Origin of the sequence: Paenirhodobacter enshiensis, assembly GCF_000740785.1 — a bacterium.
GTDB classification, from domain to species: domain Bacteria; phylum Pseudomonadota; class Alphaproteobacteria; order Rhodobacterales; family Rhodobacteraceae; genus Rhodobacter; species Rhodobacter enshiensis.
Genome location: NZ_JFZB01000042.1, coordinates 15954 through 41724 on the forward strand (window position 1 = coordinate 15954; position 25771 = coordinate 41724).

Annotated in this window: 22 protein-coding genes and 1 pseudogene; 9 read left to right on the forward strand and 14 right to left on the reverse strand. The window is 67.8% G+C overall.

The window, feature by feature from the left end; genetic code table 11:
• Positions 1 to 15: 15 nt before the first annotated feature.
• From murB to CG50_RS14065, 3 genes are all read right to left on the reverse strand, one after another.
• Positions 16 to 954 (reverse strand): UDP-N-acetylmuramate dehydrogenase, encoded by a 939-nt coding sequence (gene murB / locus CG50_RS14055; protein WP_036639678.1) that lies wholly within the window; start codon positions 952 to 954, stop codon positions 16 to 18.
• A gap of 296 nt (positions 955 to 1250) precedes the next feature.
• On the reverse strand, positions 1251 to 2660 hold the full coding sequence (gene glnA, locus CG50_RS14060) for a type I glutamate--ammonia ligase (protein ID WP_036639680.1): 1410 nt from the start codon (positions 2658 to 2660) through the stop codon (positions 1251 to 1253).
• 63 nt (positions 2661 to 2723) lie between these two features.
• Entirely contained in the window at positions 2724 to 3062 is a 339-nt protein-coding gene (locus CG50_RS14065) for a P-II family nitrogen regulator (protein ID WP_036639682.1), read from the reverse strand.
• A 173-nt stretch (positions 3063 to 3235) separates the two neighbouring features.
• On the opposite strand from CG50_RS14065, the gene CG50_RS14070 reads away from it, so the two are divergent.
• From CG50_RS14070 to CG50_RS14095, 7 genes are all read left to right on the forward strand, one after another.
• Positions 3236 to 3934, forward strand: a complete 699-nt coding sequence (locus CG50_RS14070) for an NAD(P)H-hydrate epimerase (protein WP_051910024.1) — start codon at positions 3236 to 3238, stop codon at positions 3932 to 3934.
• Positions 3931 to 4818 carry an NAD(P)H-hydrate dehydratase gene (locus CG50_RS14075; protein ID WP_036639684.1) on the forward strand — a complete coding sequence of 296 codons (888 nt, stop codon included), beginning with the start codon at positions 3931 to 3933 and terminating at the stop codon, positions 4816 to 4818. Before CG50_RS14070 ends, CG50_RS14075 begins: the two co-directional genes overlap by 4 nt.
• 348 nt (positions 4819 to 5166) lie before the next feature.
• Complete coding sequence (locus tag CG50_RS17550) at positions 5167 to 5586, forward strand: Hsp70 family protein (protein WP_152559543.1); 420 nt, start codon at positions 5167 to 5169, stop codon at positions 5584 to 5586.
• 132 nt (positions 5587 to 5718) lie between these two features.
• The gene (locus tag CG50_RS14080) at positions 5719 to 6111 is read left to right on the forward strand and encodes a hypothetical protein (RefSeq protein ID WP_036639686.1); all 393 of its coding nucleotides are present in this window, start codon (positions 5719 to 5721) and stop codon (positions 6109 to 6111) included.
• A 47-nt stretch (positions 6112 to 6158) separates the two neighbouring features.
• Positions 6159 to 6800 (forward strand): ImuA family protein, encoded by a 642-nt coding sequence (locus CG50_RS14085; protein ID WP_338048288.1) that lies wholly within the window; start codon positions 6159 to 6161, stop codon positions 6798 to 6800.
• Positions 6697 to 8163: a Y-family DNA polymerase gene (locus tag CG50_RS14090; protein WP_036639688.1), complete on the forward strand. Its 1467-nt coding sequence runs from the start codon at positions 6697 to 6699 to the stop codon at positions 8161 to 8163. Before CG50_RS14085 ends, CG50_RS14090 begins: the two co-directional genes overlap by 104 nt.
• Positions 8160 to 11444 carry an error-prone DNA polymerase gene (locus CG50_RS14095; protein ID WP_036639691.1) on the forward strand — a complete coding sequence of 1095 codons (3285 nt, stop codon included), beginning with the start codon at positions 8160 to 8162 and terminating at the stop codon, positions 11442 to 11444. The genes CG50_RS14090 and CG50_RS14095 overlap by 4 nt, the downstream gene beginning before the upstream one ends.
• Positions 11445 to 12170: 726 nt before the next feature.
• Here CG50_RS14095 and ssb read toward each other — a convergent pair.
• Both ssb and CG50_RS14105 read right to left on the reverse strand, forming a co-directional pair.
• Positions 12171 to 12671 (reverse strand): single-stranded DNA-binding protein, encoded by a 501-nt coding sequence (ssb, locus tag CG50_RS14100; protein WP_036639693.1) that lies wholly within the window; start codon positions 12669 to 12671, stop codon positions 12171 to 12173.
• 119 nt (positions 12672 to 12790) lie between these two features.
• Positions 12791 to 13249 carry a hypothetical protein gene (locus tag CG50_RS14105; protein ID WP_152559542.1) on the reverse strand — a complete coding sequence of 153 codons (459 nt, stop codon included), beginning with the start codon at positions 13247 to 13249 and terminating at the stop codon, positions 12791 to 12793.
• Between the two features lie 381 nt (positions 13250 to 13630).
• Here CG50_RS14105 and CG50_RS14110 point away from each other — a divergent pair, with 381 nt between their 5' ends.
• A complete protein-coding gene (locus tag CG50_RS14110; protein ID WP_036639699.1) occupies positions 13631 to 14140 on the forward strand; it encodes a hypothetical protein in 510 nt (169 codons plus the stop codon).
• Positions 14141 to 14284: 144 nt separating this feature from the next.
• Here the strand turns inward: CG50_RS14110 and CG50_RS14115 are convergent, their stop codons facing one another.
• Positions 14285 to 14833, reverse strand: a complete 549-nt coding sequence (locus tag CG50_RS14115; protein ID WP_051910025.1) for a fasciclin domain-containing protein — start codon at positions 14831 to 14833, stop codon at positions 14285 to 14287.
• 194 nt (positions 14834 to 15027) lie between these two features.
• On the opposite strand from CG50_RS14115, the gene CG50_RS14120 reads away from it, so the two are divergent.
• Positions 15028 to 16671 carry a pilus assembly protein TadG-related protein gene (locus tag CG50_RS14120; protein WP_036639702.1) on the forward strand — a complete coding sequence of 548 codons (1644 nt, stop codon included), beginning with the start codon at positions 15028 to 15030 and terminating at the stop codon, positions 16669 to 16671.
• A gap of 24 nt (positions 16672 to 16695) precedes the next feature.
• Here CG50_RS14120 and CG50_RS14125 read toward each other — a convergent pair whose 3' ends face one another.
• The 8 genes and pseudogenes from CG50_RS14125 to CG50_RS17120 form a co-directional block, all read right to left on the reverse strand.
• Positions 16696 to 17169 (reverse strand): TadE/TadG family type IV pilus assembly protein, encoded by a 474-nt coding sequence (locus tag CG50_RS14125; protein WP_036639704.1) that lies wholly within the window; start codon positions 17167 to 17169, stop codon positions 16696 to 16698.
• Entirely contained in the window at positions 17169 to 17804 is a 636-nt protein-coding gene (locus CG50_RS14130; protein WP_161785414.1) for a CpaD family pilus assembly lipoprotein, read from the reverse strand. The genes CG50_RS14125 and CG50_RS14130 overlap by 1 nt, the downstream gene beginning before the upstream one ends.
• A gap of 5 nt (positions 17805 to 17809) precedes the next feature.
• Positions 17810 to 19018: a type II and III secretion system protein family protein gene (locus CG50_RS14135; RefSeq protein WP_161785415.1), complete on the reverse strand. Its 1209-nt coding sequence runs from the start codon at positions 19016 to 19018 to the stop codon at positions 17810 to 17812.
• 239 nt (positions 19019 to 19257) lie between these two features.
• Complete coding sequence (locus CG50_RS14140) at positions 19258 to 20430, reverse strand: HlyD family efflux transporter periplasmic adaptor subunit (RefSeq protein WP_081880461.1); 1173 nt, start codon at positions 20428 to 20430, stop codon at positions 19258 to 19260.
• A complete protein-coding gene (locus tag CG50_RS14145; protein ID WP_245615746.1) occupies positions 20427 to 22586 on the reverse strand; it encodes a type I secretion system permease/ATPase in 2160 nt (719 codons plus the stop codon). Before CG50_RS14145 ends, CG50_RS14140 begins: the two co-directional genes overlap by 4 nt.
• 85 nt (positions 22587 to 22671) lie before the next feature.
• Positions 22672 to 23928, reverse strand: a complete 1257-nt coding sequence (locus tag CG50_RS14150; RefSeq protein ID WP_051910026.1) for a TolC family protein — start codon at positions 23926 to 23928, stop codon at positions 22672 to 22674.
• A gap of 36 nt (positions 23929 to 23964) precedes the next feature.
• On the reverse strand, positions 23965 to 25071 hold the full coding sequence (locus tag CG50_RS14155; protein ID WP_036639710.1) for a hypothetical protein: 1107 nt from the start codon (positions 25069 to 25071) through the stop codon (positions 23965 to 23967).
• Positions 25072 to 25331: 260 nt separating this feature from the next.
• Positions 25332 to 25771 (reverse strand): annotated as a pseudogene (locus CG50_RS17120) (hypothetical protein); the annotation flags it as partial.

A 25771-nucleotide genomic window follows, 5' to 3' on the forward strand; every position in this document is an offset into this window, starting at 1 on the left:
CGTGGAATTGTTGAATCACTGTCCGTCGCGCGGCGAGGGATCGCCCACGCGCATGATTTCCCACTCTAGCGAAATTCCCTGGGTCTGCAAAACCTTTTTGCGGACTTCCTCGCCCAGGGTTTCCAGATCGGCCGCCGTCGCGCCGCCGGTGTTGAGCATGAAATTCGAGTGTTTTTCGCTCATCTGCGCGCCGCCCACCCGGGCGCCGCGCATCCCGGCAGCGTCGATCACCGTCCAGGCCTTGAGGTCGTGCACATCGTCCGCCCGCCCGGTCGAGCTGAACCCCGCCGGGTTGCGGAAGGTCGAGCCGGCGGTGCGCTCCTTCGTCGGCTGACTGGCGTCGCGGCGCGCGATCTGATCGGCCATCCGCGCCTCCAGCGCGGCAGGATCGCCGGGGGCCGCGCGCAGAACCACGCGGGTCAGCACCGCACCTTCGGGCAGCGTGCTGGAACGATAGGCGAGGTTCAGCGCCTCCGCCGGCAGCGTGACCCGCTCGCCCGTGCGCAGCACCGCTTCGACCGAGACCAGATGATCGCGGATATAGCTGCCGTAACAGCCCGCGTTCATCCGCACCGCGCCACCGATGGAGCCGGGGATGGTGCGCAGGAAGGTCAGATCGAGCCCGGCCTCGGCCGCGCGCCGCGCCACATGCGCATCGAGCGCCGCCGCGCCTGCAGTGACGATGCCGTCCCCCGCCCCGATCTCGTTGAAGCCGCGCCCGAGCCGGATCACCACGCCGCGAATACCGCCGTCGCGCACGATCAGGTTCGAGCCCACCCCCATCGGAAACACCGCCATATCGGCGGGCAGCGCGGCGAGGAAGGCCGAGAGATCCTCGACATCGGCGGGCTGGAAGAACCAGTCGGCCGGACCGCCGACGCGCAGCCAGGTCAGATCGGCGAGGGAGCGGTTCGCGGTGAGCACGCCGCGCGGGGTATAGGCGAGATGTTCCATGAGCCCCCTCTAGCCCGGGCGCGGAAACCGGGCAAGATCTCTCGGCGGCTGCCGGGGCCAAGGGGGCTCTGCCCCCTCGGGCCTTCGGCCCTCACCCCCGGGATATTTGGGGCGAATCGAAAGGCACAAGGGCGCGCCCTCCCTTTCGGCTTTCCACAAATATCCTCGGGGGGAGATCCGGCGCAGCCGGATCGGGGGGCGGACAGCCCCCCTCCCCCGGCAACCGCCCGGAGTGCCCTCTGAAATCGAAAAAGGGCGCCCTGAGGCGCCCTTTCCGTCTCCGTGCCGATCGTCGATCAGCAGGAGTAATACATCTGATACTCGACCGGATGCGGGGTGTGTTCGAAGGCGTAGACCTCTTCCCACTTCAGCGCGATGTAGCCTTCGATCTGGTCCTTGGTGAACACGTCACCGGCCAGCAGGAAGTCCATGTCGGCTTCCAGCTCGGTCAGGGCTTCGCGCAGCGAACCGCACACCGTCGGGATCTCGGCCAGCTCTTCGGGCGGCAGATCATAGAGATCCTTGTCCGAGGGCGCACCGGGGTCGATCTTGTTCTTGATGCCGTCGAGGCCGGCCATCAGCAGCGCCGAGAACGCCAGATAGGGGTTCGCCGCCGGATCGGGGAAACGGGCTTCGACGCGCTTGGCCTTCGGCGACTCGGTCCACGGAATACGGACGCAACCCGAGCGGTTGCGGGCCGAATACGCACGCAGAACCGGGGCTTCGAAGCCGGGGATCAGGCGCTTGTAGGAGTTGGTCGTCGGGTTGGTCAGCGCGTTCAGCGCCTTGGCGTGCTTCAGGATACCGCCGATGAAATACAGCGCTTCCTGCGACAGGTCGGCATACTTGTCACCGGCGAACAGCGGCTTGCCGTCCTTCCAGATCGACATGTTGACGTGCATCCCCGAGCCGTTGTCGCCCTTGATGGGCTTCGGCATGAAGGTCACGGTCTTGCCATAGGCGGCCGCGACGTTGTGGATGACATACTTGTACTTCTGGATGTTGTCGGCCTGCTCGGTGAGCGTGCCGAAGATCATGCCCAGCTCGTGCTGGCAGGTCGCCACTTCGTGGTGATGCTTGTCGACCTTCATGCCGATGCGCTTCATGGTCGAGAGCATCTCGCCGCGCAGATCGGCCGCTTCGTCGACCGGGTTCACCGGGAAGTAGCCGCCCTTGAAGTTGGCGCGGTGGGCAAGGTTACCGCCTTCGATCTCGGCGTCAGTGTTCCAGGCAGCGGCTTCGGCGTCGACCTGATACGACACCTTGTGCGGCGTGACCGAGTAACGGACGTCGTCGAAGATGAAGAATTCGGCTTCCGGGCCGCAGAAGAACGAATCGCCGATGCCCGAGGACTTCAGGTAGGCTTCCGCCTTCTCCGCGGTCGAGCGCGGGTCGCGGGTGTAGGGCTCGTTGGTGTCCGGCTCGACGACGTTGCAGTGCACGCACATCGTCTTCTCGGCATAGAAGGGGTCGATGTAGACCGAGGTCGCATCGGGGATCAGCTTCATGTCGGACTGGTCGATCGACTTCCAGCCAGCGATCGACGAACCGTCGAACATGAAGCCTTCCTCGAAGAAGTCCTCATCGATCAGATCGACGACCAGCGTCACGTGCTGCAGTTTGCCGCGCGGATCGGTGAAGCGGACGTCGACGTATTCGACGTCTTCGGCCTTCATCAGTTCGAGAGCTTTTTTAACTGCGCTCATTGTTACTTACCCTTTCGTTGAGCATGGGGTTTCCGGGCCGGGCAGCCCGAATTTCGGTATGGATCACACGGCGTCGTCGCCGGTCTCGCCGGTGCGGATCCGAATGGCCTGATCGACCGGCGAGACGAAGATCTTGCCGTCGCCGATCTTTTCGGTGCGCGCCGCGGCGATGATCGCGTCGACCGCGGTCTCGACCATCTCGTCGGGCAGCACCATTTCGATTTTCACCTTCGGAAGGAAGTCGACCACGTATTCGGCACCGCGATACAGTTCGGTGTGTCCCTTCTGGCGACCGAATCCCTTGACCTCGATCACCGACAGGCCCTGAATCCCGGCATCCTGCAGCGCTTCCTTCACTTCATCGAGCTTGAAGGGTTTGATGATCGCTTCGACCTTCTTCATTCTTAACCGACTCCCCCCAACAAGATGTGCCGACGTTCACAGACCACTTTCCCGAAAGGGCCGCAATCGGCTAAACTGAGGGCGTCTCGCTCCTCCGGGGAAATCCATATACGTCGCACAATATTTAGGCAATACGCTCTTTTCATGGGCTGTTTACAAACAAAGTGGGCAAAATGGCTGAAATCCTGACCAGTTCGCAGATGAAATCCCTCGAAGCGGCGGCGATCGGCTCTGGCCGAGTCAGCGGGCTAGAGCTGATGGAGCGCGCAGGCCGCGCCGTGGTGCAGGCGATCGCGGCCACCTGGCCCGGTGCCCGGGCGGCGCTGATCCTGTGCGGGCCGGGCAACAATGGCGGAGACGGCTATGTCGTGGCGCGGATACTGCGCGCGCAGGGCTGGCAGGTGGCGACCTGCCGGTTGCGCCCGGCGGCGCTGCTGCCCTCGGATGCCGCGACCAATGCCTTGCGGGCAGAGGCGGCAGGGGTGCCCGAACTGCCCTGGCAGGCGGGGTCGATCTGTGGCTGGCTCGCTCAGGCGGGACCGGGGGCGGTGGTGGTGGACGCGCTCCTCGGCATCGGACAGAGCCGCGACTGCACCGCCCTTCTCGCCCCCTGGACCGCAGCCGCCGCGGCCCTGCCCGTCCAGCCCGTCCGGGTCAGCATCGACATTCCGACGGGGTATGACAGCGACACCGGCAAACCCTGCGCCGAGACCCCTTTCGCCGCCGATCTCGTCGTGACATTCCATGCCGAGAAACCGGTCCACGCCGGGCTGCGCCAGACCGGGGCACGGATCGTCGTCGCCGACATCGGCCTGCCGCACGGCCCTGCCGCACAGGACCCGACGCATGATCGCCAGACGGAGGAGCAATGACACTCCAGATCGCCCCCGACACCGCGCTGCGCGACCGCCTCGCCAAGCGCGAGGAGGCCCATAAATACAGCTACGGCCATGCCGTGGTGCTTGCCGGCGGGCCCGGCAAGGGCGGTGCGGCGCGGCTTGCGGCGCGGGCCGCGCTGCGGGTCGGGGCGGGGCTGGTAACGGTGCTGGCGCCGCAGGCCGCGATGGCCGAACATGCGGCACAGCTGACCGCGGTGATGCTGTCGCCGCTGGCCGACGGCTATGCGCTGCGCGGGATGCTGCAGGGAGACAGGCGGATCAACGCGATCCTGCTCGGCCCCGGGCTCGGCCTGCAGCGGGCACGCGAGATGGTGCCCGCGGCACTCGCCTGTGCCGCCCAGGCCGGGGATGACGCGCCTGGCCGGGCGCTGGTCCTCGATGCCGATGCGCTCAGCGCCTTCGCCGAAGAGCCACAGACGCTGTTTCAGGCGCTGCGCGGACGTGCGGCGGTGCTGACCCCGCATCTGGGAGAATTCGCCCGGCTGTTTCCCGACCTTGCCGCGCAGCTGCGCGACGGCGCGCTGACCCGCGTCGAAGCCACCCGGCACGCCGCCGACCGTTGCGGCGCAACGGTCTTGCTGAAAGGTGCCGAGACCGCCATCGCCGCCCCCGATGGACAGACCGCCCTGCATCGCGCCGTGGGCGACATGGCGGCGCCCTGGCTCGCGACGGCCGGATCGGGCGACGTTCTGGCGGGCATCGTGACGGGACTCGTCGCCCGCGGGCTGAGCCCGTTCGAAGCCGCCGGCACCGGCGCCTGGCTTCACGCCGCCGCCGCGCGCAGCTTCGGCCCCGGCCTGATCGCCGAGGATCTGCCCGAGCAGATCCCGCAGGTTCTGCGCGACATCGGGGTCTGACCGCCCTCCCCCCCGGGGATGCGCGGCAATCTGCGGCCGCAAGCCCCCCGGGGGGCGCCCCATCCCCCCGGATGGGACTCCGCGGTCATGCTGCTCCCGCGTCACGATTGCGTTCCGAGACCGGGTATGGTTCACAGATGGGCAGGAAAGCCGCCGTCCCCGCGCCCGGTCGCACAGGATCCCGGACCGGGTGCAGGTCACGACCCTCTTTCCCGAAAATACCGGGAGCGTTTCCGCCCGAACCCCGATCCCGGGCGGAGCGGACAGACGCGTTGCGCGGCCCCTGGTTCCCGGCACGATATTGAGAATGTTATTTACAGCTGCCTCATGGACAGCTTTCCCGTCTGAATCGATCTTGGAACGACACATTCCCTGCTCTCGGTTTTTCTGCCCGACGGAACGGTGAGGCTGATCGCGGGCGCGGATGGATCCGTTCTGACCCCCTCGGCGGTCAGCCTGTCCGACGATGGCACCCTGCTGGTCGGCGCCGCAGCTTTCGCCCGCCATCTCAGCCACCCCGACACCACCCACGTCGCGTTCAAATGGCCCCCAGGCTGGACATCCAGCGCGCCCACGCGGCCCGGCCTTACGCCGGAAGGGAAGACGGCGGGAGCCTGCCGGTTCTGCGGGCTGTGCCCATCGCGCCGGGGGTGGATGGCATTGCACGGATCGCGCTCTATACGACCTTCCCGCCGGACAAGCCGGTCGAGGACACAGCCTGCGAGCGATCCGCCATCGACTCGCGCTGGACCGACTGGACGAGCCTGAGCCCCGACCGGGGCAAGCTGGTCAAAGAGCTGTGCACCTGGCCCGCAGGGACCATGCAGTTGTCCTACGCGACCTGCCCCTGCGGACGGCGCCGGTGGGACGCTGCTGTGCCGGTTCGACGACAAGGGGCTGATGCGGGACGCCCGCCCGCTCGGCACCGATCCGGCCGGCTGGGGCGAGGCCTTCGACCAGCCGCTGGACATCGCCCTGTCGGCGCAGACCCGTCCCGGCATCCCGCTCCCGCCCGAGGCGAAAGCACAGATCGGCCCGGTCTCAGACCAGATCATCCGCGATTTCCTGACGCTCTTCTGGGATCAGCCCGTGCCGCCGGATCTGCGGGCCTATCTGGACCGCCGCTCCCCGATCACGGTGCCGGGGATCCCCCCGTCACAGCAGGATCTGATCGCGGCCGCAGCACGTCAGCCCCGGCTTGCATCCCTTTATCCGATCCGCAATCGGGTCGGCACCGCCGCGCTGGAGGACATGTTCGGCTTTCTCGGCAAAATGGGCTTCCTGCGCGACTGAGACACCACGACCGAGGCACCGCAACCGAGGCAAGCGGTCCCGCCGCCATGTTGTGCGCCCGCGCCGCACCGTGGTATCGTGTGGGCATGGATTGTCCGAATGCCCCCCTTCCGCTTCTGAGCGGCCGCGTCCACGAGGTCGGCGGCCCTTCGGCCGTCGCCTTCGCGCTGATCCGCGCGCGGCAGGCGGGCAGCCCCCTGTTCTGGATCCGCCCCGCCTGGCTGGGCGACCAGCCCCTGCCCGACGGGCTGGCCGGCATCATCCCCCCCTCCGCCGTGATCGGCGTCGCGACGGCTACGGAGACCGACAGTCTCGCCGCCGCCGAAGAGGCCCTGCGCGACGGCGCCGTCCCCGTCGTCATCGTGGACATCACCCGGCCGCTGAGCCTGCGCGAGGGCCGCCGGCTGCAGCTTGCGGCCGGGGCCGGACGCTCGACGGGGCTGTGCCTGATCGCGCAGGGGATGGGCTCCAACGCGGCGGAAACGCGCTGGCACTGCGCCCCGCTTTTCGACCCGGAAAGCGGGGACTCGACTCTGATGCGATGGGAAATTACAAAGAACAAAAAGGGAACTCTTGGGGTCTGGCATGTTCGCTGGAACAGGACGGCGCATCGTCTCGATGTGGTTTCCCCGGTTCGCCTCGGACCGGGCGCTCCGGCTGAGCCCGGTGAGGGGGCCCTTCGCCCTTAGCCTGCGGGTGCACAACCGCGACTGCCTGCACGCGCTGAACGCCGAGGCCGAACGCGCCGGGCTGAGCCGCGGCATGGCCGTATCGGAGGCGCGCGCCTTCTGTCCCGGTCTGGTCGTGCGCGCAGCGACACCGAAAGCCGATGCGCAGACGCTGGAGGCCTTGCGGCGGTGGGCGCTGCGCTATTGTCCCTGGGCCGCCTGCGACGGGGACGACGGGCTCGTCCTCGACATCACCGGCGCCGCGCATCTTCTGGGCGGAGAGGCGGCGCTGGCGCTGGACATGCGGGAACGGCTCGGGCGGGCGGGATTCGCGCTTCATGTGGGCATCGCGCCGACGCGCGGCGCCGCCTGGGCGCTGGCCCATGCGGGGGGCGGGCTGGCGCCCGAGGGGGCGGTGCGGACGCATCTCGGGCCCCTGCCCGTCGCGCTGCTGCGCCTGCCGCCCGAGACCGACGCGGCGCTGCAACGCCTCGGGCTGCGGCGGATCGCCGATCTGGCAGGGGCGGCGCGCGCGCCCCTCGCGCGGCGCTTCGGCAAGGGGCTGCTCGATCAGCTCGACCGGGCCTTCGGCGATCTGCCCGAAGCGCTCTCTCCTGCGCCGGAGCCTGCACATTACGGCGTGCGCCTGACCCTGCCGGAGCCGATCGGGCTGCTGTCCGACATCGAGGCGGGGCTGGCGCGGCTGCTGGAACGGCTGGCCGATACGCTGCGGGCGCAAGATGTGGGGGCGCGTGCGCTGTGCCTGACGCTGCGCCGCGTCGACCGGCAGGCGCAGGACGTGCCGCTGCGGCTGGCCGCGCCGATGCGCGATCCGGCGCGCATCCTGCCGCTGTTCGCCCGCGGGCTGGAAACCGTCGAGGCCGGGTTCGGCATCGACCAGCTGCGCCTCGAGGCCACCGTGGTCGAACCGATGCCGGCCCTGCAGGCGGGATCGGGGGCCGAGCGCGCGGACCGGATCGAGGCGCTGATGACCCGTATCGGCACCCGCATCGGGCTTGACCATGTTCGCCGCTTTCAGCCCCGCGACTGCCATGTGCCCGAGCGCGGTTTCGCGCTGGTGGCGGCGGCCGACGAACCTGCCTGCGGCCCCTGGCCGCCGCGCCCGGCCCGGCCGCTGACGATCTTCGCGCCCGAACCCATCGCCGTGCGCGGCCATCCGCCGAGCGGCTTCACCTGGCGGCGGATGCGTTTCACCATCGGCCGGGCCACCGGGCCGGAGCGGATCGCGCCGGAGTGGTGGCAGCCCCCCGACAGCTATGGGCTGCGCGACTATTGGCGCATCGACACCCGCGAGGGCCGCCGGCTGTGGCTGTTCTTCACGCCGCAAAACCCGCGCTGGTTCGTTCAGGGGGAATTCCTGTGACCCCCTATGCCGAACTCTGCGCGACGACGAATTTCACCTTCCTCAAGGGGGCCTCGCACCCCGAGGAGATGGTGTTGCGCGCCGCCGAGCTGGGACTGTCGGCGCTGGCGATCACCGATATCAATTCGCTCGCGGGCGTGGTGCGGGCGTGGTCGGCATTGAAGGCCCTGCGCGAGGAGGCCCCCCATCCCGAAGACGGCGCCCCCGATCCCGGTTCGTCCGATCCCGGCTCTCCAGATCGTCGTGCCCCCGCGACGCTGCCGAAACTTCTGGTCGGCGCGCGGATCGTCTTGCGCGACGATCCGCTCGAATGGGTGGCGCTGCCGGTGGATACAGAGGCCTACCGGCGCCTGTCGCAGCTGCTGACCCTCGGCAAGCGCCGCGCCGAGAAAGGGGACTGCGCGCTCGATCTGGCCGATCTGCAGGCCGCGGCGCGCGGAATGATCCTGATCGCGCTGCCCCGTGCCGACATCGGGCGCTGCCTTGCACCGCTGAGCGCGATGCAGCGCCGCTTTCCGGGGTATGTGTTCACCGGGGCGGTGCCGCGCTACGATGGCACGGATCAGGCCTGGTTCGACAGCTGCGCGGCGCTGGCGCTGCGGGCCTCGGCGCCGATGGTGGCGGTGGGCGATGTGCTGATGCACCGCGCCAGCCGCCGGCCGCTGGCCGATGTGCTGACCTGCCTGCGCGAGGGGCTGACCGTCGACACCCTTGGCACCCGGGCGTTGCCCAATGCAGAACGCCGGCTGAAAAGCGGCGACGACATGGCCCGGTTGTTCGCGCGCCATCCGGCGGCTGTGCAGCGCAGCCTCGACATCGCCGGACGGATCAGCTTCGACCTCGGCGATCTGAGTTACGACTACCCCCGCGAAGCCGGGCAACACGAGACCCCGCAGCAACGTCTGGAGCGACTGGCCCGCGACGGGCTGGCCCGGCGCTGCCCCGGCGGCATCCCGCCCCGCTATCTGGCGCTTCTGGACAAGGAACTCGGCGTCGTCGCCGAGCTGTCCTATGCCCCCTATTTCCTCACCGTGCACGACATCGTGGCCCATGCCCGCACGCAGGGTATCCTGTGCCAGGGGCGCGGCTCGGCCGGCAATTCGATCATCTGCTGGGCCCTCGGGGTGACCGATGTGAACCCCGACATGATCGGCATGGTGTTCGAGCGGTTCATCTCCCGCTACCGCGGCGAGCCCCCCGACATCGACGTCGATTTCGAGCACGAGCGCCGCGAGGAAATCTTCCAGTGGATCTACGCGAAATACGGCCGCGAGCGGGCCGGGCTGTGCGCGACGGTGATCCATTTCCGTTCGCGCGCCGCGATCCGCGAGGTCGGCAAGGTGATGGGGCTGTCGGCGGATGTGACCTCGGCACTGTCCGGGCAGATCTGGGGGATCTCGAACGGCGGGGCCGATCCGGAGCGGCTGCGCGAGGTCGGCCTCAACCCCGACGATCCGCGCCTGAAGCTGACCGTCGCACTGATCGGCGAGATCATCGGCTTTCCACGCCACCTCAGCCAGCATGTGGGGGGCTTCGTCATTACCGATGGCCGGCTCGATGCGCTGTGCCCGATCGGCAACGCGGCGATGGAAGCGCGCACCTGCATCGAATGGGACAAGGACGACATCGACGCGCTGAAGATCCTGAAGATCGACATCCTGTCACTCGGAATGCTGAGCTGCATCCGCAAGGCCTTCGACATGATCGGGCGGCACGAGGGCCGGCAGCTGAGCCTCGCCTCGGTGCCGCAGGAGGACCGGGCGACCTATGACATGCTCGGTCGGGCCGATGCCGTGGGGGTGTTTCAGGTCGAAAGCCGGGCGCAGATGAATTTCCTGCCCCGGATGAAGCCCGCGACGTTTTATGATCTGGTGATCGAGGTCGCCATCGTGCGCCCCGGCCCGATTCAGGGCGGCATGGTCAAACCCTATATCCGCCGCCGTCAGGGGCTGGAGGCGCCGGAACCTTTCGGCCCCGCCCTCGAGGCGATCACCCGCAAGACGCTGGGGGTGCCGCTGTTTCAGGAACAGGCGCTGCAAATCGCCGTCGAGGGCGCGGGCTATTCCCCCGAGGAGGCCGACCGGCTGCGCCGCTCGCTGGCCTCGTTCCGGCGCATGGGCACGATCGGGCTGCACCGGGAGCGGTTCATCCGCGGAATGCTGGCCCGCGGCTATGCGCCCGAGATCGCCGCGCAGTGCTTCGCCCAGATCGAGGGCTTCGCCGATTACGGCTTTCCCGAAAGCCACGCCGCCGCCTTCGCGATGCTGACCTATGTGTCGGCCTGGCTGAAGCGGCACCACCCGGCGATCTACACCTGCGCGTTGCTGAACAGCCAGCCGATGGGCTTTTACGCCCCCGCGCAGCTGGTGCGCGACGCGCGCGAACATGGCGTCGAGGTGCGCCCGGTCTCCGTCAACCATTCGACATGGGACAACAGCCTGGAACGGCGCCCGGACGGCGCGCTGGCGCTGCGCCTCGGCTTTCGCCAGATCCGCGGGTTCAGGGCACCCGATGCCGAGTGGATCGCGGCGGCGCGGGGAAATGGCTATCCGGATCCCGAAAGCCTGTGGTTGCGCGCGGGTCTGCCCCCCGCCGTTCTGGAACGTCTCGCCGAGGCCGATGCCTTCGCGCCGATGGGGCTGACGCGGCGCGACGCACTTTGGGCGGTGCGCGCCATCCGGGCCCCGGCACCGCTGCCGCTGTTCGCCGACCCGCTCGACGGCGAGGGCGGGCATGAACCCGTCGTCGCCCTGCCCGCGATGCACCTGGGCGAGGAGGTGGTCGAGGATTACATCGCCACCCGCCTGACCCTGCGCGCCCATCCGATAGAGCTGCTGCGCCCCCATCTGCGCACCACAATCCCGCACGCGGCGCTGACCGGGGCGCCTACGGGCGCCGTTGCGGTCGCCGGCCTGGTGATCACGCGCCAGCGGCCGGGCACGGCCTCGGGCGTGGTGTTCCTGACCCTCGAGGACGAGACGGGCGTTTCTAATATCGTCGTCTGGCCAAAGGTTTACGAGAGATTTCGCCGCGTGGTGATGGGCGGGCGGCTGCTTCAGGTCACAGGGTATCTGCAGCGCGAAAGCGGCGTGGTCCATGTCATCGCGAACCGGATCGAGGACCGTTCAGAGCTGCTCGCGCGGCTCGGTCATCCGCTGGGGGCGGCGATCGGCGAAACGACCCCACAGACCGACAGCGCTCCCCGCACCAGACCGGCCGCCGCCGCCCGCCACCCCCGGGACCAGGCGAAACGCCTGTTTCCAAGCCGCGATTTCCACTGAGAACGCCGCGGGACGCGCCATGAGAGCGGGGCGGGATCGCGCTGCGGACCGAACAGGCAATTGGGCGGAAAAACACCTCATTCTGAAAACTGACGGGACGGAGGGCCCGGCCGCGGCCCGCGACGGCCCGTATCGGCCGGAAATTCTCGGTCCGTGACGGCTCCGGACCATCGTTCCGGTGCCCCCTTCACGATCGCTTTCTCACGAGGCCCTAACCCCTACACAGCGCCTCTCTTTGCCACGACAAAAGCCCCCGTCCGGATGGACATCAGGAAATGGCCCTCAACAAGCCATGGCCCGGTGTCGCACGGACCTCGCAGGAACGGCAGGCTCCGGGAAGCGGCAACCGGGCCCGGGGTTCCGCTCCCGCTCCCGCTCCCGCTCCCGCTCCCGCTCCCGCTCCCGCTCCCGCTCAGAGCGCCTGCCACACGACCGCTTCGGATGGCAACGACCCCGCCGCGCAAATCGCCACAGCCTCATGCAAGTGAAAATGGTCCGGAGGCAGTCCCCTCCCGGGCATGCCCGGGACATCGCGGCGCCGTTCTCAAACCATCAGGGAACATGCCATTACAGGAAAAGAAAAGACGACGGCCGGGTTTCCGGCCGCCGTCCATGAAATGCCTTGCCCGGCCACCGGCCGGCTCAGATCGTAGCGCATCCGCCACGCGCAAAGAACGCCTCCGACCCGTCGCCGGGGCTCTCTCCCGCAGCCGGAAACCCGCGTTCTCAGAACGGAATTTCGTCGTCGAAATTCGACCGGCCGCCACCCTGCTGCGGTGCCGGGGACGACGACGCCCCCCCGCCATAAGACGGACCGTCGTCATAGCCACCGCCATAGGAACCGCCCGACGACGAGCCGCCGGCCGAACCGCCATCGCGACCGTCCAGCAGCGTCAGTTCGCCGCGATAGGGGCGCAGAACGACTTCGGTGGTATAGCGGTCGTTACCGCTCTGGTCCTGCCACTTACGGGTCTCGAGCTGACCTTCCAGATAGACCTTCGAGCCCTTCTTCAGATACTGCTCGGCGATGCGACCGAGGTTCTCGTTCAGGATCGCGACGGAATGCCACTCGGTGCGTTCCTTGCGCTCGCCCGTGGCCTTGTCGCGCCAGTTCTCCGAGGTAGCGATCCGCAGGTTCACCACCTTGCCGCCGTTCTGGAAGGTGCGCACCTCAGGGTCGCGCCCCAAATTGCCCACGAGAATGACCTTGTTCACCGATCCTGCCATGCGGGGGCTCTCCTGTTTGCGGCGCCCACGGCCGGGCGCGATTCCGATCCCGTCCGGGTATAATCGAGCATCCCGCCCCGCAACAGGGGGTCACGTCCGTTTTGGCACGAGCTCCGCGATCACACCGGCGGCGGCGCCTCGGAATAGCGCAGCCTCGGGCAGGCCTGCCCCCCTTTCGCCCAGTATTGCAGCCAGCTGATCGCACCGTCGCGGTCTTGCGCCAGCAATGACACCACATCGAGCCTCGTCTCGCGCGGCGAAATCGCGGTAAACCGTGCGAGGAGCATTGGCCGGCCAACCCCCAGCCGGCTCTGCCACAGGCTGGCCTCGGCGAACCCGCGCCCGGGATAGATCTGTCCCTCGACATGGCGGCTTTCCATCCCGTTGCATCCGCGCAGTCCCGCGACCGCCCCGGCATAGGCGCGCACATGGGGCTGATGCAGCACGACGATGCGCAGCGCAGAGCCTTCCTCCACCTTCGGCGGTCCCGCGCACCCCGCCATGGCCGCCGCCCCCCAGGCGAGGCACAGCCAGCGCACCGCGCCAAAACGCCACGAGCGTTTCCCCCTCCTTTCCATTCCGCAATCCTCGCCGCGCCGTCCATCCCACGGTGGCGCAAAGACGTTACGAAACGGTTCACGACCGCAGCCCTTGGCCCCGCCCCCCCTCTGACGCCCCCATCGCGGCGCGCCAACCGTCGCCCTGTGCGAACCCGCGCCCCTCCTTTCATCTTTCCGCAAATATCCCGGGGGTGAGGGCCGCAGGCCCGAGGGGGCAGAGCCCCCTCTCACTCCTTCCGCTAGGCAGAGCCCGCTCCCGATTTCCGCGGCGGAGCACCTCGCCCTCGGACACCGCACTGGCCCGCGGCCTCCGGCCGGGCTGTCGCTCTCGCGACGGAAACCCTCACCCGAAGCGAGAAACCAACCGTCGGCAACGGGCCGACCCAACCGGAGACCCCAATGCCCGCCCTGTTCTCGCGCTATGCCACCCCGTTCGTCACGGGACTGTTCCTCGTCTCTCTGCTCAGCGGCATCGCGCTGTTCTTTCACTGGGGGCCGGGCGCCCTCCATCCGATGCACGAATGGCTCAGCATGGTGCTGATCGTGCCTTTCGTGCTGCATCTGCAACGCAACTGGCGCGCCTTCGCCAACTACTTCAAACGCACCCCGATGGCGATCGCGCTGGCTCTCAGCCTGATCGCGGCACTGGCCTTTTTCGTGCCGGGAGCCTCGGGCAAAGGCCGCGTCGCACCGCCTCAGTTCGCGCTGGCCCATCGAATTCTCGGCGCGACCGTGGCCGAGATCGCCCCGGCCCTCGCGCTGTCCCCCGAGGCGCTGAGCGCGCGCCTCTCCGCCGCCGGAATCGCGCCGTCAGATCCCTCGGCCTCGCTGCTGGACCTAGCGGCGGCAGCCGGCAAAACCGAAGCCGATCTGGCCCGGGCCCTGATCGGCGCCCCGTCCGGCACCTGAAGGGCGGAAAACGTTCTCCAGCAGATACGCGATGCTCTTCCTGCCGGTAACGGACCCGTCCGAAGCCGGAAGCGGCACCGCAAGCGCATGAAAACCCCGCCGTCGCGGATGGAGACCGCGCCCGGGGCGCGTGCCTGCGGTCGCTCAGTTGCCCGGCATCAGAACCTTGTCGATCACCTGCACCTCGCCGTTCGAGCGCCCCACATCGGGCGCGAGGACCGAGACCGCGGTGCCGCGTTCGTCCTGCAGCTGCACCGCCCCGGCCCGGATCGACACCCGCAGGTAGCACCCGCCGAGCGTGCCGATCATGTAGGGCCCGCTCTGAATCGCATAAAGCCTCTTCAGTGCCGCCATATCGACCCGGCCCGGAATGACATGGCAGGCCACGAAGCGGCTCAGACTGGCGCGATCCACCCCGCTCACATACTCGTCGAGCGTTCCGGGGTGCAGCGCCGTGAAAGCCGCGTTCACCGGCGCGAAGACCGTGAACGGCCCCCGCCCCTCCAGCGTCCGGGCGAAACCCGAAGCCTCCATCATCGCCGCGAAGGTCGTATGCTCGGGCGAACCGCCGATCATCTGCAAAACCGTCCGCCCGGTCTGGCCCGCCGCCGTCTTTGCCGGTCCCGAAATCGCCCCGCCCGTCGCGCCAAGCGTGAGACACCCGACAACCAACGCCTTGAGAATGAAACGCATGTGAACTGGTCCTCCTGGTCAGGATGCCCCCGGACGGGCCTGCGGCATGATCCTAAAAGATATTCAACTTAGTATTGGCATTATTAACTTTAGTATATCTTCCTGACAAGGAGTCTGTCCACAAACCTCAAATTGGCGTTGCGACCAGCCGTTCCCGCAGCCTAGACTGCCGCCGATCAACCGAAGAAGCAGCCGTGCCGCAGACACCCCCGATATTCCGCGCGTTTTTCACCCGTCTGGCCCGTGCCATGGCGGTTTGCGGCCGTCCGCGCGACGAGAGCGGCTCTATCGCGATCCTGCTGCTGATGCTGATCCCCGCGATCGTTCTGATCGGCGGGATCGGCACCGACATCTGCCTGATCAATGCCCAGAAGAAATACGTCCAGTCGCAATCGGACCTCGCGGCGCAAAGCGCGGCGCGCGTGCTGCCGGATCTCGCGCTCGCCCGCCAAAGCGCTCAACGGGTGGTCAGCGCCAACGATGCCTATGGCCAGGTCACACTCGCACGCGGCGACGTGGTGTTCGGCAGCTATGTCGCCGGCAGCTTCATCCCCGCAGCGGACCAGACATCGGCGACCGGGGTGAACGCCGTGCGCGTCAGCGTGGCCTCGCCTTACACGCCGCTGCTGCTGCGTCCGGTGATGTCCTCTGGTCTGACCGTCAGCCGCAGCGCGACAGCCCGGCAACGCGCCGCCATCGCGTTCGGCCTGCGCAACTCGCTGCTGACCCTCGACACCAGCGATTCGATCCTCGAAGGCGTGCTTCGGGGGCTGCTCGGCGTCGATATCTCGGCGGGGGTGCTCGACACGTCGGGGGTGCTCGGCCTCGGGGTCGACGTGAACAAGCTGCTCGGTCTGGTCAGTCTCGATGTGGCCGGCGAGGTGCTGAACTATCAGGATATTCTCGGCCTCGGCATCGGCACGCCGGTCATCGTTCAGGCGCTGAGCGCGCTCGGCGTGCTGCCGGCGGGCACCACAACCGTATCGAACGCGACGCTGTCTCTCGGTTCCCTGCTCAGCCTGTCGCCCAGTGCCGCCAATGTCGAGATCGGGCAGATCCTGCCCAACCTGTCGCTCAATGCCTTCGATCTGCTGATGGCCGTCGCCAGCCTGAACGGCACCCTCGGCAACGGCCTCGTCAGCGTGCCGCTGTCGCTGAGCATCCCCTATATCGCCGAACTCAACCTGTCGCTCGGCATCGTGCATTCGGCAGTCATGGCTGCGGGGTTCATCGACGATGTGCCGCCGGTCACCGCAACGGTCAGTCAGCTGTCGCTGAACCTCGGGGCAAAGCTGGTGTCCTTCATCACGCTCGACCTCGGCGTTTCGGGCGCGCAGGCGACGGCGACGGCGACCGGACTGAACTGCGCCGCGACACGGCCCGGCGACACGCTGGCAACCTTCGATGTCCGGACGGCCCCCGTCGCGCTCCGGCTGGCGCTGACCGTCCCGGGGGTGATCGACGGCAGCACGCGCGGCGCCAGCGACGATATCGCGCTGTTCGGCGGCAGACAGGTCGTCTCGGTGCTGTTGGGCGAGCTCGGTCAGCCGGTCTCGGTCGAGACGCCGATCCGGCTGACCGGGCTGACCTCTTTCGTCTCGGGATTGCTGAGCAACCTCAGCAGCAGCCTGAAGAGCGACAAGAGCCAGTGCGGTTTCCTCGGGCTGGGGTGTCTGCTCGATGTGGTGAACTGGGTGATCGACGGGCTGAGTTCGCTGATCGCGGGAACGTTCCTGAACGATCTGGTGGATACGCTGCTCGATGCGCTCGGTATCGAGCTCGCCCCGGCAGAGCTGACCGTCAGCGACTACAGCTGTTCGTCGCAGCTGGTGCAGTGACGGCGTGCGCCGCCGCCGGCCGCATCACTTCACCAGAACCGAAGCCGAGCGGGTGATCTGCCCCAGATTGACGCCGAGCATCTGCGAAAACTGCGCCGCCGCGCCGCCGGTCAGGTCATAGGTCACGCTGATCGTCAGCATCCCCGAGGCCGCGGGCTGGCCCGGGCAACTGCCCATCGCCGCGAATTTCGACGCCTGCAACGTCACGCTGTTGCCCGCCAGCGCCGGCAGATAGTCCTGACCGAGCTTCAGGCAAAGATCGCCGTCGTAATTCTGGCTGACCAGCGCGAACCCTTTGCGCGCCAGCTCGAAAGCGACCTGCTGAACCTCGCTTTGCGCCGCGATCAGCAGGCTGACGAAAGCGATCAATGCCAGCATCATCACCAGCGCCGGGAAGACGATGACGAATTCGACCGAGACCGAGCCGGCCTCGGCACCGGCGCCAGAGCGCAGCCGGCGCACCACCCGGCGCATGGCTGCGAGACCCGGCCGGCGCATCAGCTGCCGCTCCCGGAGGAGGACATCCCGCCGCCCGAACCCGTGCCGCTGTCTTGCGCCGCGCTCTGCGACGGCGGCGGCACATGATAGCCCGGCCGCGCGGTGGCCGAGGGATACATCAGCTCGGCCGGATCGGCGAGCTGGGCGGCCAGATTGCCGGCAACGGCACAGCCGCCGGCCGGGGTTTCGCACCCTGCCCGGTCGATCTGCACCGCGCTCACCTGCACCATGCGCACGATGCCCAGATCGCCCGGCGGATCGGCGACCGCGGGCATCCGCACATCGACATGCGCCACCGTCTGGCCGAGAAGCGCCCGGATCGCGCGCGCGCGCGCCGCATCCTGCCCCGGCGCACAGCCGCGCGGCACCGTCGCGATCAGCGCATCGGCCCCCTCGGCCCGGGCGGTGGCGACAAGGGCGCGGATGCGCTTCTGATCCGCGGCCGGGATCCGCGCCGAGCAATGGGCGAAGGCATAGCTGACATGGGCGCTGGTGACCTCGGGCGAAAGCCGGGTCTGGGACGGATGCACCGGCTCGCCCTCGCAGCCGCCAAGCAGCATCAGCACGGCGCCGAACGCCGCACCGCGGGCCCGCAGGGCAGCGCAAAGAGAACCGTCTGGGAACACGCGCATCATCGCCATCACCTGTTGATAAGGAACCCGGCCCGGCTGCGCGCCTGACCGCCGGTGGTCACATCCGGGCGCACCATCTTGCCGGTCGCCATCTGCTGCACGCCGTTCGCCGCCGGCGCCATCCCGTCAAGCGGCGTCTTCAGCCGGTCGCGCGTGGTCGGGCGCACGACGTAAGGGGTGACGATGATCACCAGCTCGGTCTCGCCGCGCTGGAAGGCCGAGGACCGGAACAGCGCCCCGAGGATCGGCAGTTTCGCCAGCCCGGGGAACTCGCTCTTCGACTGCTGCCGGTCGGCGCGGAACATGCCGGCGATGGCGAAGCTCTGGCCGCTGCCGAGTTCGACCGTCGTCGAGGCCGAGCGTTCCGAGATCGCCTTGCCGTCCGTGGTCGAGTGCGCCTCGTCGATCGAGCGCACCTTGGTGTCGAGCTGGATGTGGATCTGGTCCTTGTCATAGACCGTGGGGGTGAAGGTCAGCTCGACGCCGATCGGCTCGAACGCGACGCGGGTGTCGTCCTGAGTGGCACCGGTCCGGTAGGGAATGCGTCCGCCGGCCAGGAATGTCGCCTGTTCGCCCGAACGCGCCGTCAGATTCGGTTCGGACAGGATCGTCGCCAGACCCGAGGTCGACAGTGCATCGAGCACCAGCCCGAGGTTGTTGCCCATGTTGGCCGAAACCGAATAGCCGGGAATGGTCGAAGCCGGCGAGGTGAAGCCGCGATTGCGCGACGAGCCGGTCAGCGAGATCCCCAGGTCCTGCTCGATGGAACGCGAGACCTCGGCGATGGTGACCTGAAGATTGACCTGAGGCGGGGTCGTCAGCTTGAGGTTGTTGACCACGATCGCGGCATTGCCGGCGAGCTTGGTGACCACGGTCTCGGCCGATTGCGCATCGGTATCGCTTTCGACCGAACCGTTGATGAAGATCGCGCCATCCGCCGTCGACAGCCGGATCGCGCTGCCCGGAACCGCCTGACTGACCGCCGATTGCAGCCGTCCAAGGTCGATGTCGACCTGCACATCGGCCTCGATCAGCGCCCGGTCGTCGCTGCCCAGAACGAACAGGTTGGTCTGACCGATGCCTTTGCCCACGACATAAACATATTGTGCCGACTGCATATCGACGTCGGCGACCTGCGGACTGGACAGGAAGATCGCGCTGGCGGGCTCGGTCAGGCGGATGAACTTCGCCTCGCCGACCTTGAGGCGAAGGCTCATGTGCCGGGTCTGCGCCGGCGGAGCGGCTGCCTCGGGAGCGACCGGCTCCGTCTGCGGGTCCACAGTCTGCGGGGCCACAGTCTGCGGAGCGGCCTGCGGGGCCGTCTGGGCCGGCGCGGTCAGCGGCAGAACACACAGGAGCGTTGCCAGACACGCGCCCGGCGACCGGAGCAGAGCGGTGCGAAGGATCGAACAGGTCATCTCGGGCCTTTCCTGCATCAGGGGGGGACGGAGCCAGTTCATCGCAGCTGCGCCCGAATCAGCGGCCGGATCATGTAGCTCAGCACAGAGCGGCGTCCGGTCTGGATATCGACCTCGGCAACCATGCCCGGCCGGATCGGGAAGCGCTCTCCCTGGCGTTCCAGATAGGCGCGGTCGGTGCGCACCATGACCTTGTAAAAGCTCTGACGACCGTCCGAGCTGTCGGATTCGACGGTATCGTCGCTGATCTGCTCGACCGTGCCCTTGAGATCGCCATAGACCGAGAAATCGTAGGCCGTGATCTTCACGCTCGCCGGCATCCCCGGCGCGATGAAGGCGACATCGCGCGGTGCCACCTTGGTCTCGATCAGCAGCTGGTCGTCGATCGGGGTGACTTCCATGATCGACTCGCCGGGCTGCACGACCCCGCCGAGCGTGGTGATGTTGACGTTGTTCACCCGCCCCGCCACCGGCGAGCGCAGATCCGTGCGCGCCAGCTGATCCTGCTTTTGCACGATACTTTGCTGCAACGACAGCAGTTTGGCCTTGGTATCGGCGAGCTCGCTGTAAGCATCCTGGACATAGGCGTTGCGCAATTCGGTGATCTTGCCCTCAAGCGTCGCCTTCTGCTGTTGCAGCTTCAGCAGATCGACCTGGCTGACGGAGCCCCCCTTGGCCAGCGGCGCGGTCATGTCGATCTGGGTCTGGATCGGCCGGATCTGGTTGTTCACCGAATCGATGGATTCCTGCAGCTTGGTGCGGCGCGCGATGAACAGCCGCTCTTCGGTTGCCTGAATCTCGGAGATCGGATCGGGGAAGCCGACATCGTTCTTCTCCAGCACCTCGGCCTCGAGGCGTTGCACCTCGGCTTCCAGAACCTCCATCTCGGCACGGGCCTGCAGATAGGCCGAACGGAACTGCGTCGGATCCATCTTGACCAGCACCTGCCCGGGCTGGACGGTATCGCCCTCATGGACCAGCAGCTCGGACAGGATACCGCCTTCGAGGCTCTGGATCGTCTGCTGACGGCGCAGCGGCACCACCCGCCCCTCGCCGCGGGTGATATCGTCGACCTGCGCCAGCGCCGACCAGATCAGCGCAATCAGCATCGTCGCGACGATCACCCAGATCGTCTGGCGCGCGACACGCACCGCCTGAACCCGGCGTGAGCCGTCGGCGAAACTCGGGGCATCGGGGGACAGGGTGCTCATTTGACCGTCTTGATCCCGTTCGCATGGTTGCCGAGGTCGATCACCTGACCGAGGGCCCCATGATAGGCGATCCCCCCGTCCTTGAGCACGAGCGCGGTCTCGGTCAGCGCCAGAACCTCGCGCTTGTGGGTGGCGATGATCGCCGTGCGCGAGCCGAGCCAGTCGCGCAGATAGGCGATGACATGCTTTTCGGTGATCTGATCGAAGGCTGCGGTCGGCTCGTCCAGCAGCACGATGCGCGGGTCCTGCAACAGCACCCGCGCCAGCCCGATCGCTTGGCGCTGCCCGCCCGAGACATTGGCGTTGCTGTGAATGCGCAGATCCAGCCCGCGCACGTGCCGGCGCACATAGGCCCCGAGCCCGACCGCATCGAGCGCCGCCATCAGCTCGTCATCCGAATGGATCCCTCGGTCGAGCAGCAGATTGTCGCGCAGCGTGCCCTGAAACAGCGCCACCGACTGCGGCAGATAGCCGATCTGGCGGCGCCGGTCGATCGGGTCGATCTGGCTCAGCGACAGGTTGTCGACCAGCAGACTGCCCGCGGTCGGCGCGGTGAAGCCAGCCAGCAGCCGCAGCAGCGTCGACTTGCCCGCCCCGTTCGCACCGATCAGCGCCGCGTGCTCGCCCGCCGCGATCTCCAGACCGGCGATGCTCAGCTCGGGCGGGCTGTCCTTTTCATGCGAGAAGGTGACATCGCGCAGCTGGTAGGCGCCCGCGAAATGCGGCGCGCGCAGATATTGCCGGTCGGCCGGACGTTCGACCGGCATCGCCATGATCCGGTCGAGCCCCTCCATCGCCGCGCGCACCCCCTGCCAGCGCGCCAGCAGCCCGGCGACGCGGCTCATCGGCGACAGCGCGCGGCCCGACAGCAGCGTGCAGGCGATCAGCGCGCCGACGGTCATATGCCCCTCGCTGATCCGGTAGACGCCCACGATCACCACGCCGCCATAAGCGATCTGCTGGGTCGAGGCGACGAATTGCGAGATCAGCGTGGTCAGCTCGCGGCTGCGGATCGACGAGCCGGCGATCGTCGCCGAAAGCTGGGCATAAGCGCGCTGCAACCGGGCCTCGGCACGCGCCGCCTTGACCGTCTCGAGGTTCGACACCGCCTCGAGCAGGATCCCGTTCAGCGCCGCGCTTTCCTTGTTATGCTCGCGCGAGACCTGCGCCAGATGCTTTTGCAGCACGATCCCCGGCAGCACGATCGCCACCGAGGCGACCAGCGTCACCAAAGCCACCGGCCCGCCGATGAACGCGATGATCGCGATGAAGATCAGTGTGAACGGCAGGTCCGACAGCGCGGCCACCGTGCTCGAGGTGAAGAACTCGCGCACCACGGCGAAATCGCGCACCTGATTGGCGAACACCCCGGTCGAGCGCGGCTGTTGCGACAGATGCAGGTTGGTCACATGCTCGAACAGCTGCGACGACAGCCGCAGATCGAGATCGCGCCCGGTCACATCTACCAGCCGCGCGCGCATGATCCGCAGCACGAATTCGAGGCAGATCGCCAGCCCTACGCCGCTGGCCAGAATCCACAGCGTGTCGAAGGCACCGCTCGGCACAACGCGGTCATAGACCTGCATCGAGAACAGCGAAGCCCCGACCGCCAGCAGGTTCGCCATCATCGCCGCCAGCACCACATCGCGATAGATCCGCAGATTGTCGAGCACCGGGCCGATGATCCAGTGCCGGCTGGCGGTCACGGTCTCGCCCAGCCGGTCCGACAGCACATCGAGCGGACGCGCGAACAGCGCCCGCCCGGCATAGCGCCCGGTCAGCTCGGACAGTGCGCAATCCTCGCGCCCGCCGCCGGTTTCGGGATGGACGAGGATGCACCGCGCGTCCTCGACACTCTCGAGCACCGCATACTGGCCATCGCGCAGGAACAACAGCGCCGGCAGCGAGGCCGGCGGGATATCCGCCAGCGCCGGAGAGCTGATCCGGCAGCTCATGTTAGCGCGGCGCAGCGCGATGGCGGCGTGCTCGGGGGCAAGCCGGGCCTCACCGCCGCCCGCGACATCGCCGCCCGCGACATCGCCGCCGGTCAGCCCGTCGCTCAGCCGTTCCGGCGGAACCTGGATGCCGTTCAGCCGGCACAACTCGACCAGCGCGACGACGAAAGGGTCGTTCTGTCCCTGCCCGGCCATGGTCATCGCGACTGTCCCCGTGTCATGTCTCCGCCCCCGCCCGCCTTCGCGTCCGCCCGTCCCGGCGCACGCCCGTCACTGTGAAAGCCCGTCACGGCGCACGCTTGCCGCCGCCCGAGCGCACCACCAGAGAGCCCAGCACCCCGATTGACTGCGCCGCCTGATATTCAGTCTGTTTCAACGTGTTGTAGGTGTCGATCGTGCTGATCTGCGCATCGTAATGATCACGCCCCGTCGACAGCAGATCGACCAGCTCGCGCTTGCCGGCAACGAATTGCTGCTCGTAGGTTTCCAGCACCTTGTCGGCCTCGTTCAGCTGATTTTCCTGCGCCACCTCGGTCTGCTGCAACACCTGGATCTGCAACACCGAGGTGCGGACCTTGTTTTGCAGATCGCGCTCGGTCGACAGCAACGAGGACTGCGCCGCCTCCAGATCCTGCTTCGCCCCGGTCAGCGCCCGGCCGCGGAAATCGCCCGCATCGAGGTCCATCGAGGCCGCCACGCCGATCGAGCCGCTTTGCGCGCGCTCGCCGTTCAGCGCCTGTTTGCCCTGCGCCTGAATCGAGATTGTCGGCAGCCGCGAGGCCCTGGCCTTGTCGACGTTCTTCTCGGCGATGCTGACATCGGCCTTGGCCGAGATGTAATCGGGCGCCACGATCACCGCCGAGATGATCGCCGAGCTGGAACCGTAGAGCCGCGAGAACCCCAGATCGGGCAGCGGATCGACGCTGTCGGGCGTCTTGCCGATGAGATACTCGATCTGTGCCAGCGCCATCTGCCGATCCGCCTGGATCTGCGCCAGCTGATCCTCGGCGCGGGCGATCTCCAGCCGGGCGCGGGCGATCTCGGCGGAATCGGCGATACCGGCGTTGACGCGATCTTGCGAATAGCCCGCAATGCGGCGCGCGAAGGCAGCATATTGCTCGGTGCAGACGAGCTTGCGGTCCATCGTCTCGACAGTCAGAAACTGCTGCGCGATATCATAGGCCAGTTCTTCGACCGAGCTTTTCAGCTTGGCCACGGCTTTCACCCGGTCATAAGAGGCGATGCTGACCTTGCTGCGGATCAGCCCCCAGTCGAACAGAACCTGCGACAGCGTGATCAGCGCCTTGGGGCCGCCGGTCGCGGTGTTGTTGGTTTCGGCCGCGAAGCTGACCGAAGGGAACCAGGCATCCTTGGCCGAGGCGATGTCGGTGGTCGCGCGCGACACCTTCTTGCGCAGCGCCGCGACACCCGCATCGTATTCGGTCGCCGCCCGCAACGCATCGCGATAGCTCATCGCGGCGCCTTCGGTCGCGAGCATCGCCAGACAGGCGACGGTTCCGGCAAGAAGCGGAATGAGCCTCATGCCGCGCCGCGCCCGGCGGGTTGTGTCGCCATCGTCTCAGCCGCCGTAAACATCGTCGCCCCCCTGCATCAGATCGGCAAAGGTGGCCTCGCTTTCGGTCAGTGCCGTCGCGGTCAGAACGGCCTCGGTGCTGTCGGTCGCCCCGGCCGCCTCCGCGGTATCGGTCGTGGCGGTGTCGGAAGCGCTGGCCGCGCTGGCAGAACTGTCCGCCGCCGTGACATCGGATCCGGCGGATCCGCTGGCCGCGGAACTCAGCGCCGAGGTATCGATGCTCGACGTGGCATCGCCGATCAGAGAGGAAACCAGCTCCGCAGCGGCGGTCGTATCCGTCAATGCCGTGTCCGTTGCGCTCGTTCCGGAGGTCGTGTCCGCCGCCGCCGTCTCCGAAGAGCCGGTTCCCGTGGCGCTGCCCTGGGTCACGACTGCGGTATCGGCGGTTGCGGTTTCCGCAGTAGCCGCCGTATCGGCCGAAGATGTCTCGGCCGCGGTGCCCGACGTATGCCTGCTGTTGTCATCCGAGACGATGATCTCGCCCAGGATCGCCCCGAGCGCACTCGAAAACGCCAGCTTGTCCAGCCCCAGCCCGAACAGCGTCCAGCCGCCGGAGCCGCCTCCATCGGCCGCCGCCCCATCGGATGCCGAACCGTCAGAGCCCTCAGCGCCCTGTCCCGCGGCAGTCTCCGCGCTTTGCGAAACCGTCTGCGAACCGGTTGCCGCGGCGGCGGACGGATCGCCCCCGGCCGCACCCTGCGGAGTCCCCTGCGCCGGGGCCTCAGAATAAGAAGAATTGTCGGAATGGTTCGGCCCGGCATGGGCGGCTTGCCGGTCCGGATCGATGGCTCCGGTCTCGGGCTGGAACGGTTCGGGGGCCAGCAGGCCAGTCACCTCGACCGGACCGCCCGCGCTGTCGAGCAGCCGGCTCGCATTGCCTTCCGGACCGATGACGAAGAAATCGTGCAGCATGACCTCCTGGCCATCCAGCAGCGTCACCCGAAGGTCGGCACCCGCCTTTTCGAAATAGGCGATTCCGGGGGCACCTTTCCCGAAATAGATATCTGACCCTGTCTTGACGGAGAGCTCCGACCCATAGGTCCGGGCAGTCGCCCCCGACGACGGTGTCGCGGAAAAGATTTCGACCGCCATTTTTCCCCTTTGTATCTGATTCCCGTCCCTTTGTAGCGTTTGTAGCGATTGTCCGCTCGGGCGAACAAGCCCTAACGCCCAAAAGTCCGGGGGCAATGAGCCTGGCGATGCCTTTCTGCCTCAATCGGCCGGGGCAGCACACTCCTTGCCCCGACAGAACTCCCGACAGACGAAGGCGCCTTCCGGGGACGAGCCCGGAAGGCGCGGTTGCATGGCGCGGACGGCAGCCAGCCGCCCTGCGCAGTTCCGTCGCGGCCCGGTCAGGCGAGCGACGAGTGGTTCCCGAGCAGCGTGTCGAGCGTATCCGCCACGGTATCGAGTGTTCCGCCAAGGAGGGAGTCGCCGCCCAGCAGGCCGCTCAGCAGACCGCCCGAGGTGCTGTCACCGCCCAGCAGACCACCCACCGTGTCGGTCACGCCGCTCAGCAAGCCGCCCGAGGTGCTGTCACCGCCCAGAAGGCCGCTCACCGTGTCGGTCACGCCGCTCAGCAAGCCGCCCGAGGTGCTGTCACCGCCCAGAAGGCCGCTCACCGTATCGGTCACACCGCTCAGCAGACCGCCCGAGGTGCTGTCGCCGCCCAGCAGGCCGCTCACCGTGTCGGTCACGCCGCTCAGCAAGCCGCCCGAGGTGCTGTCACCGCCCAGAAGGCCGCTCACCGTATCGGTCACACCGCTCAGCAGACCGCCCGAGGTGCTGTCGC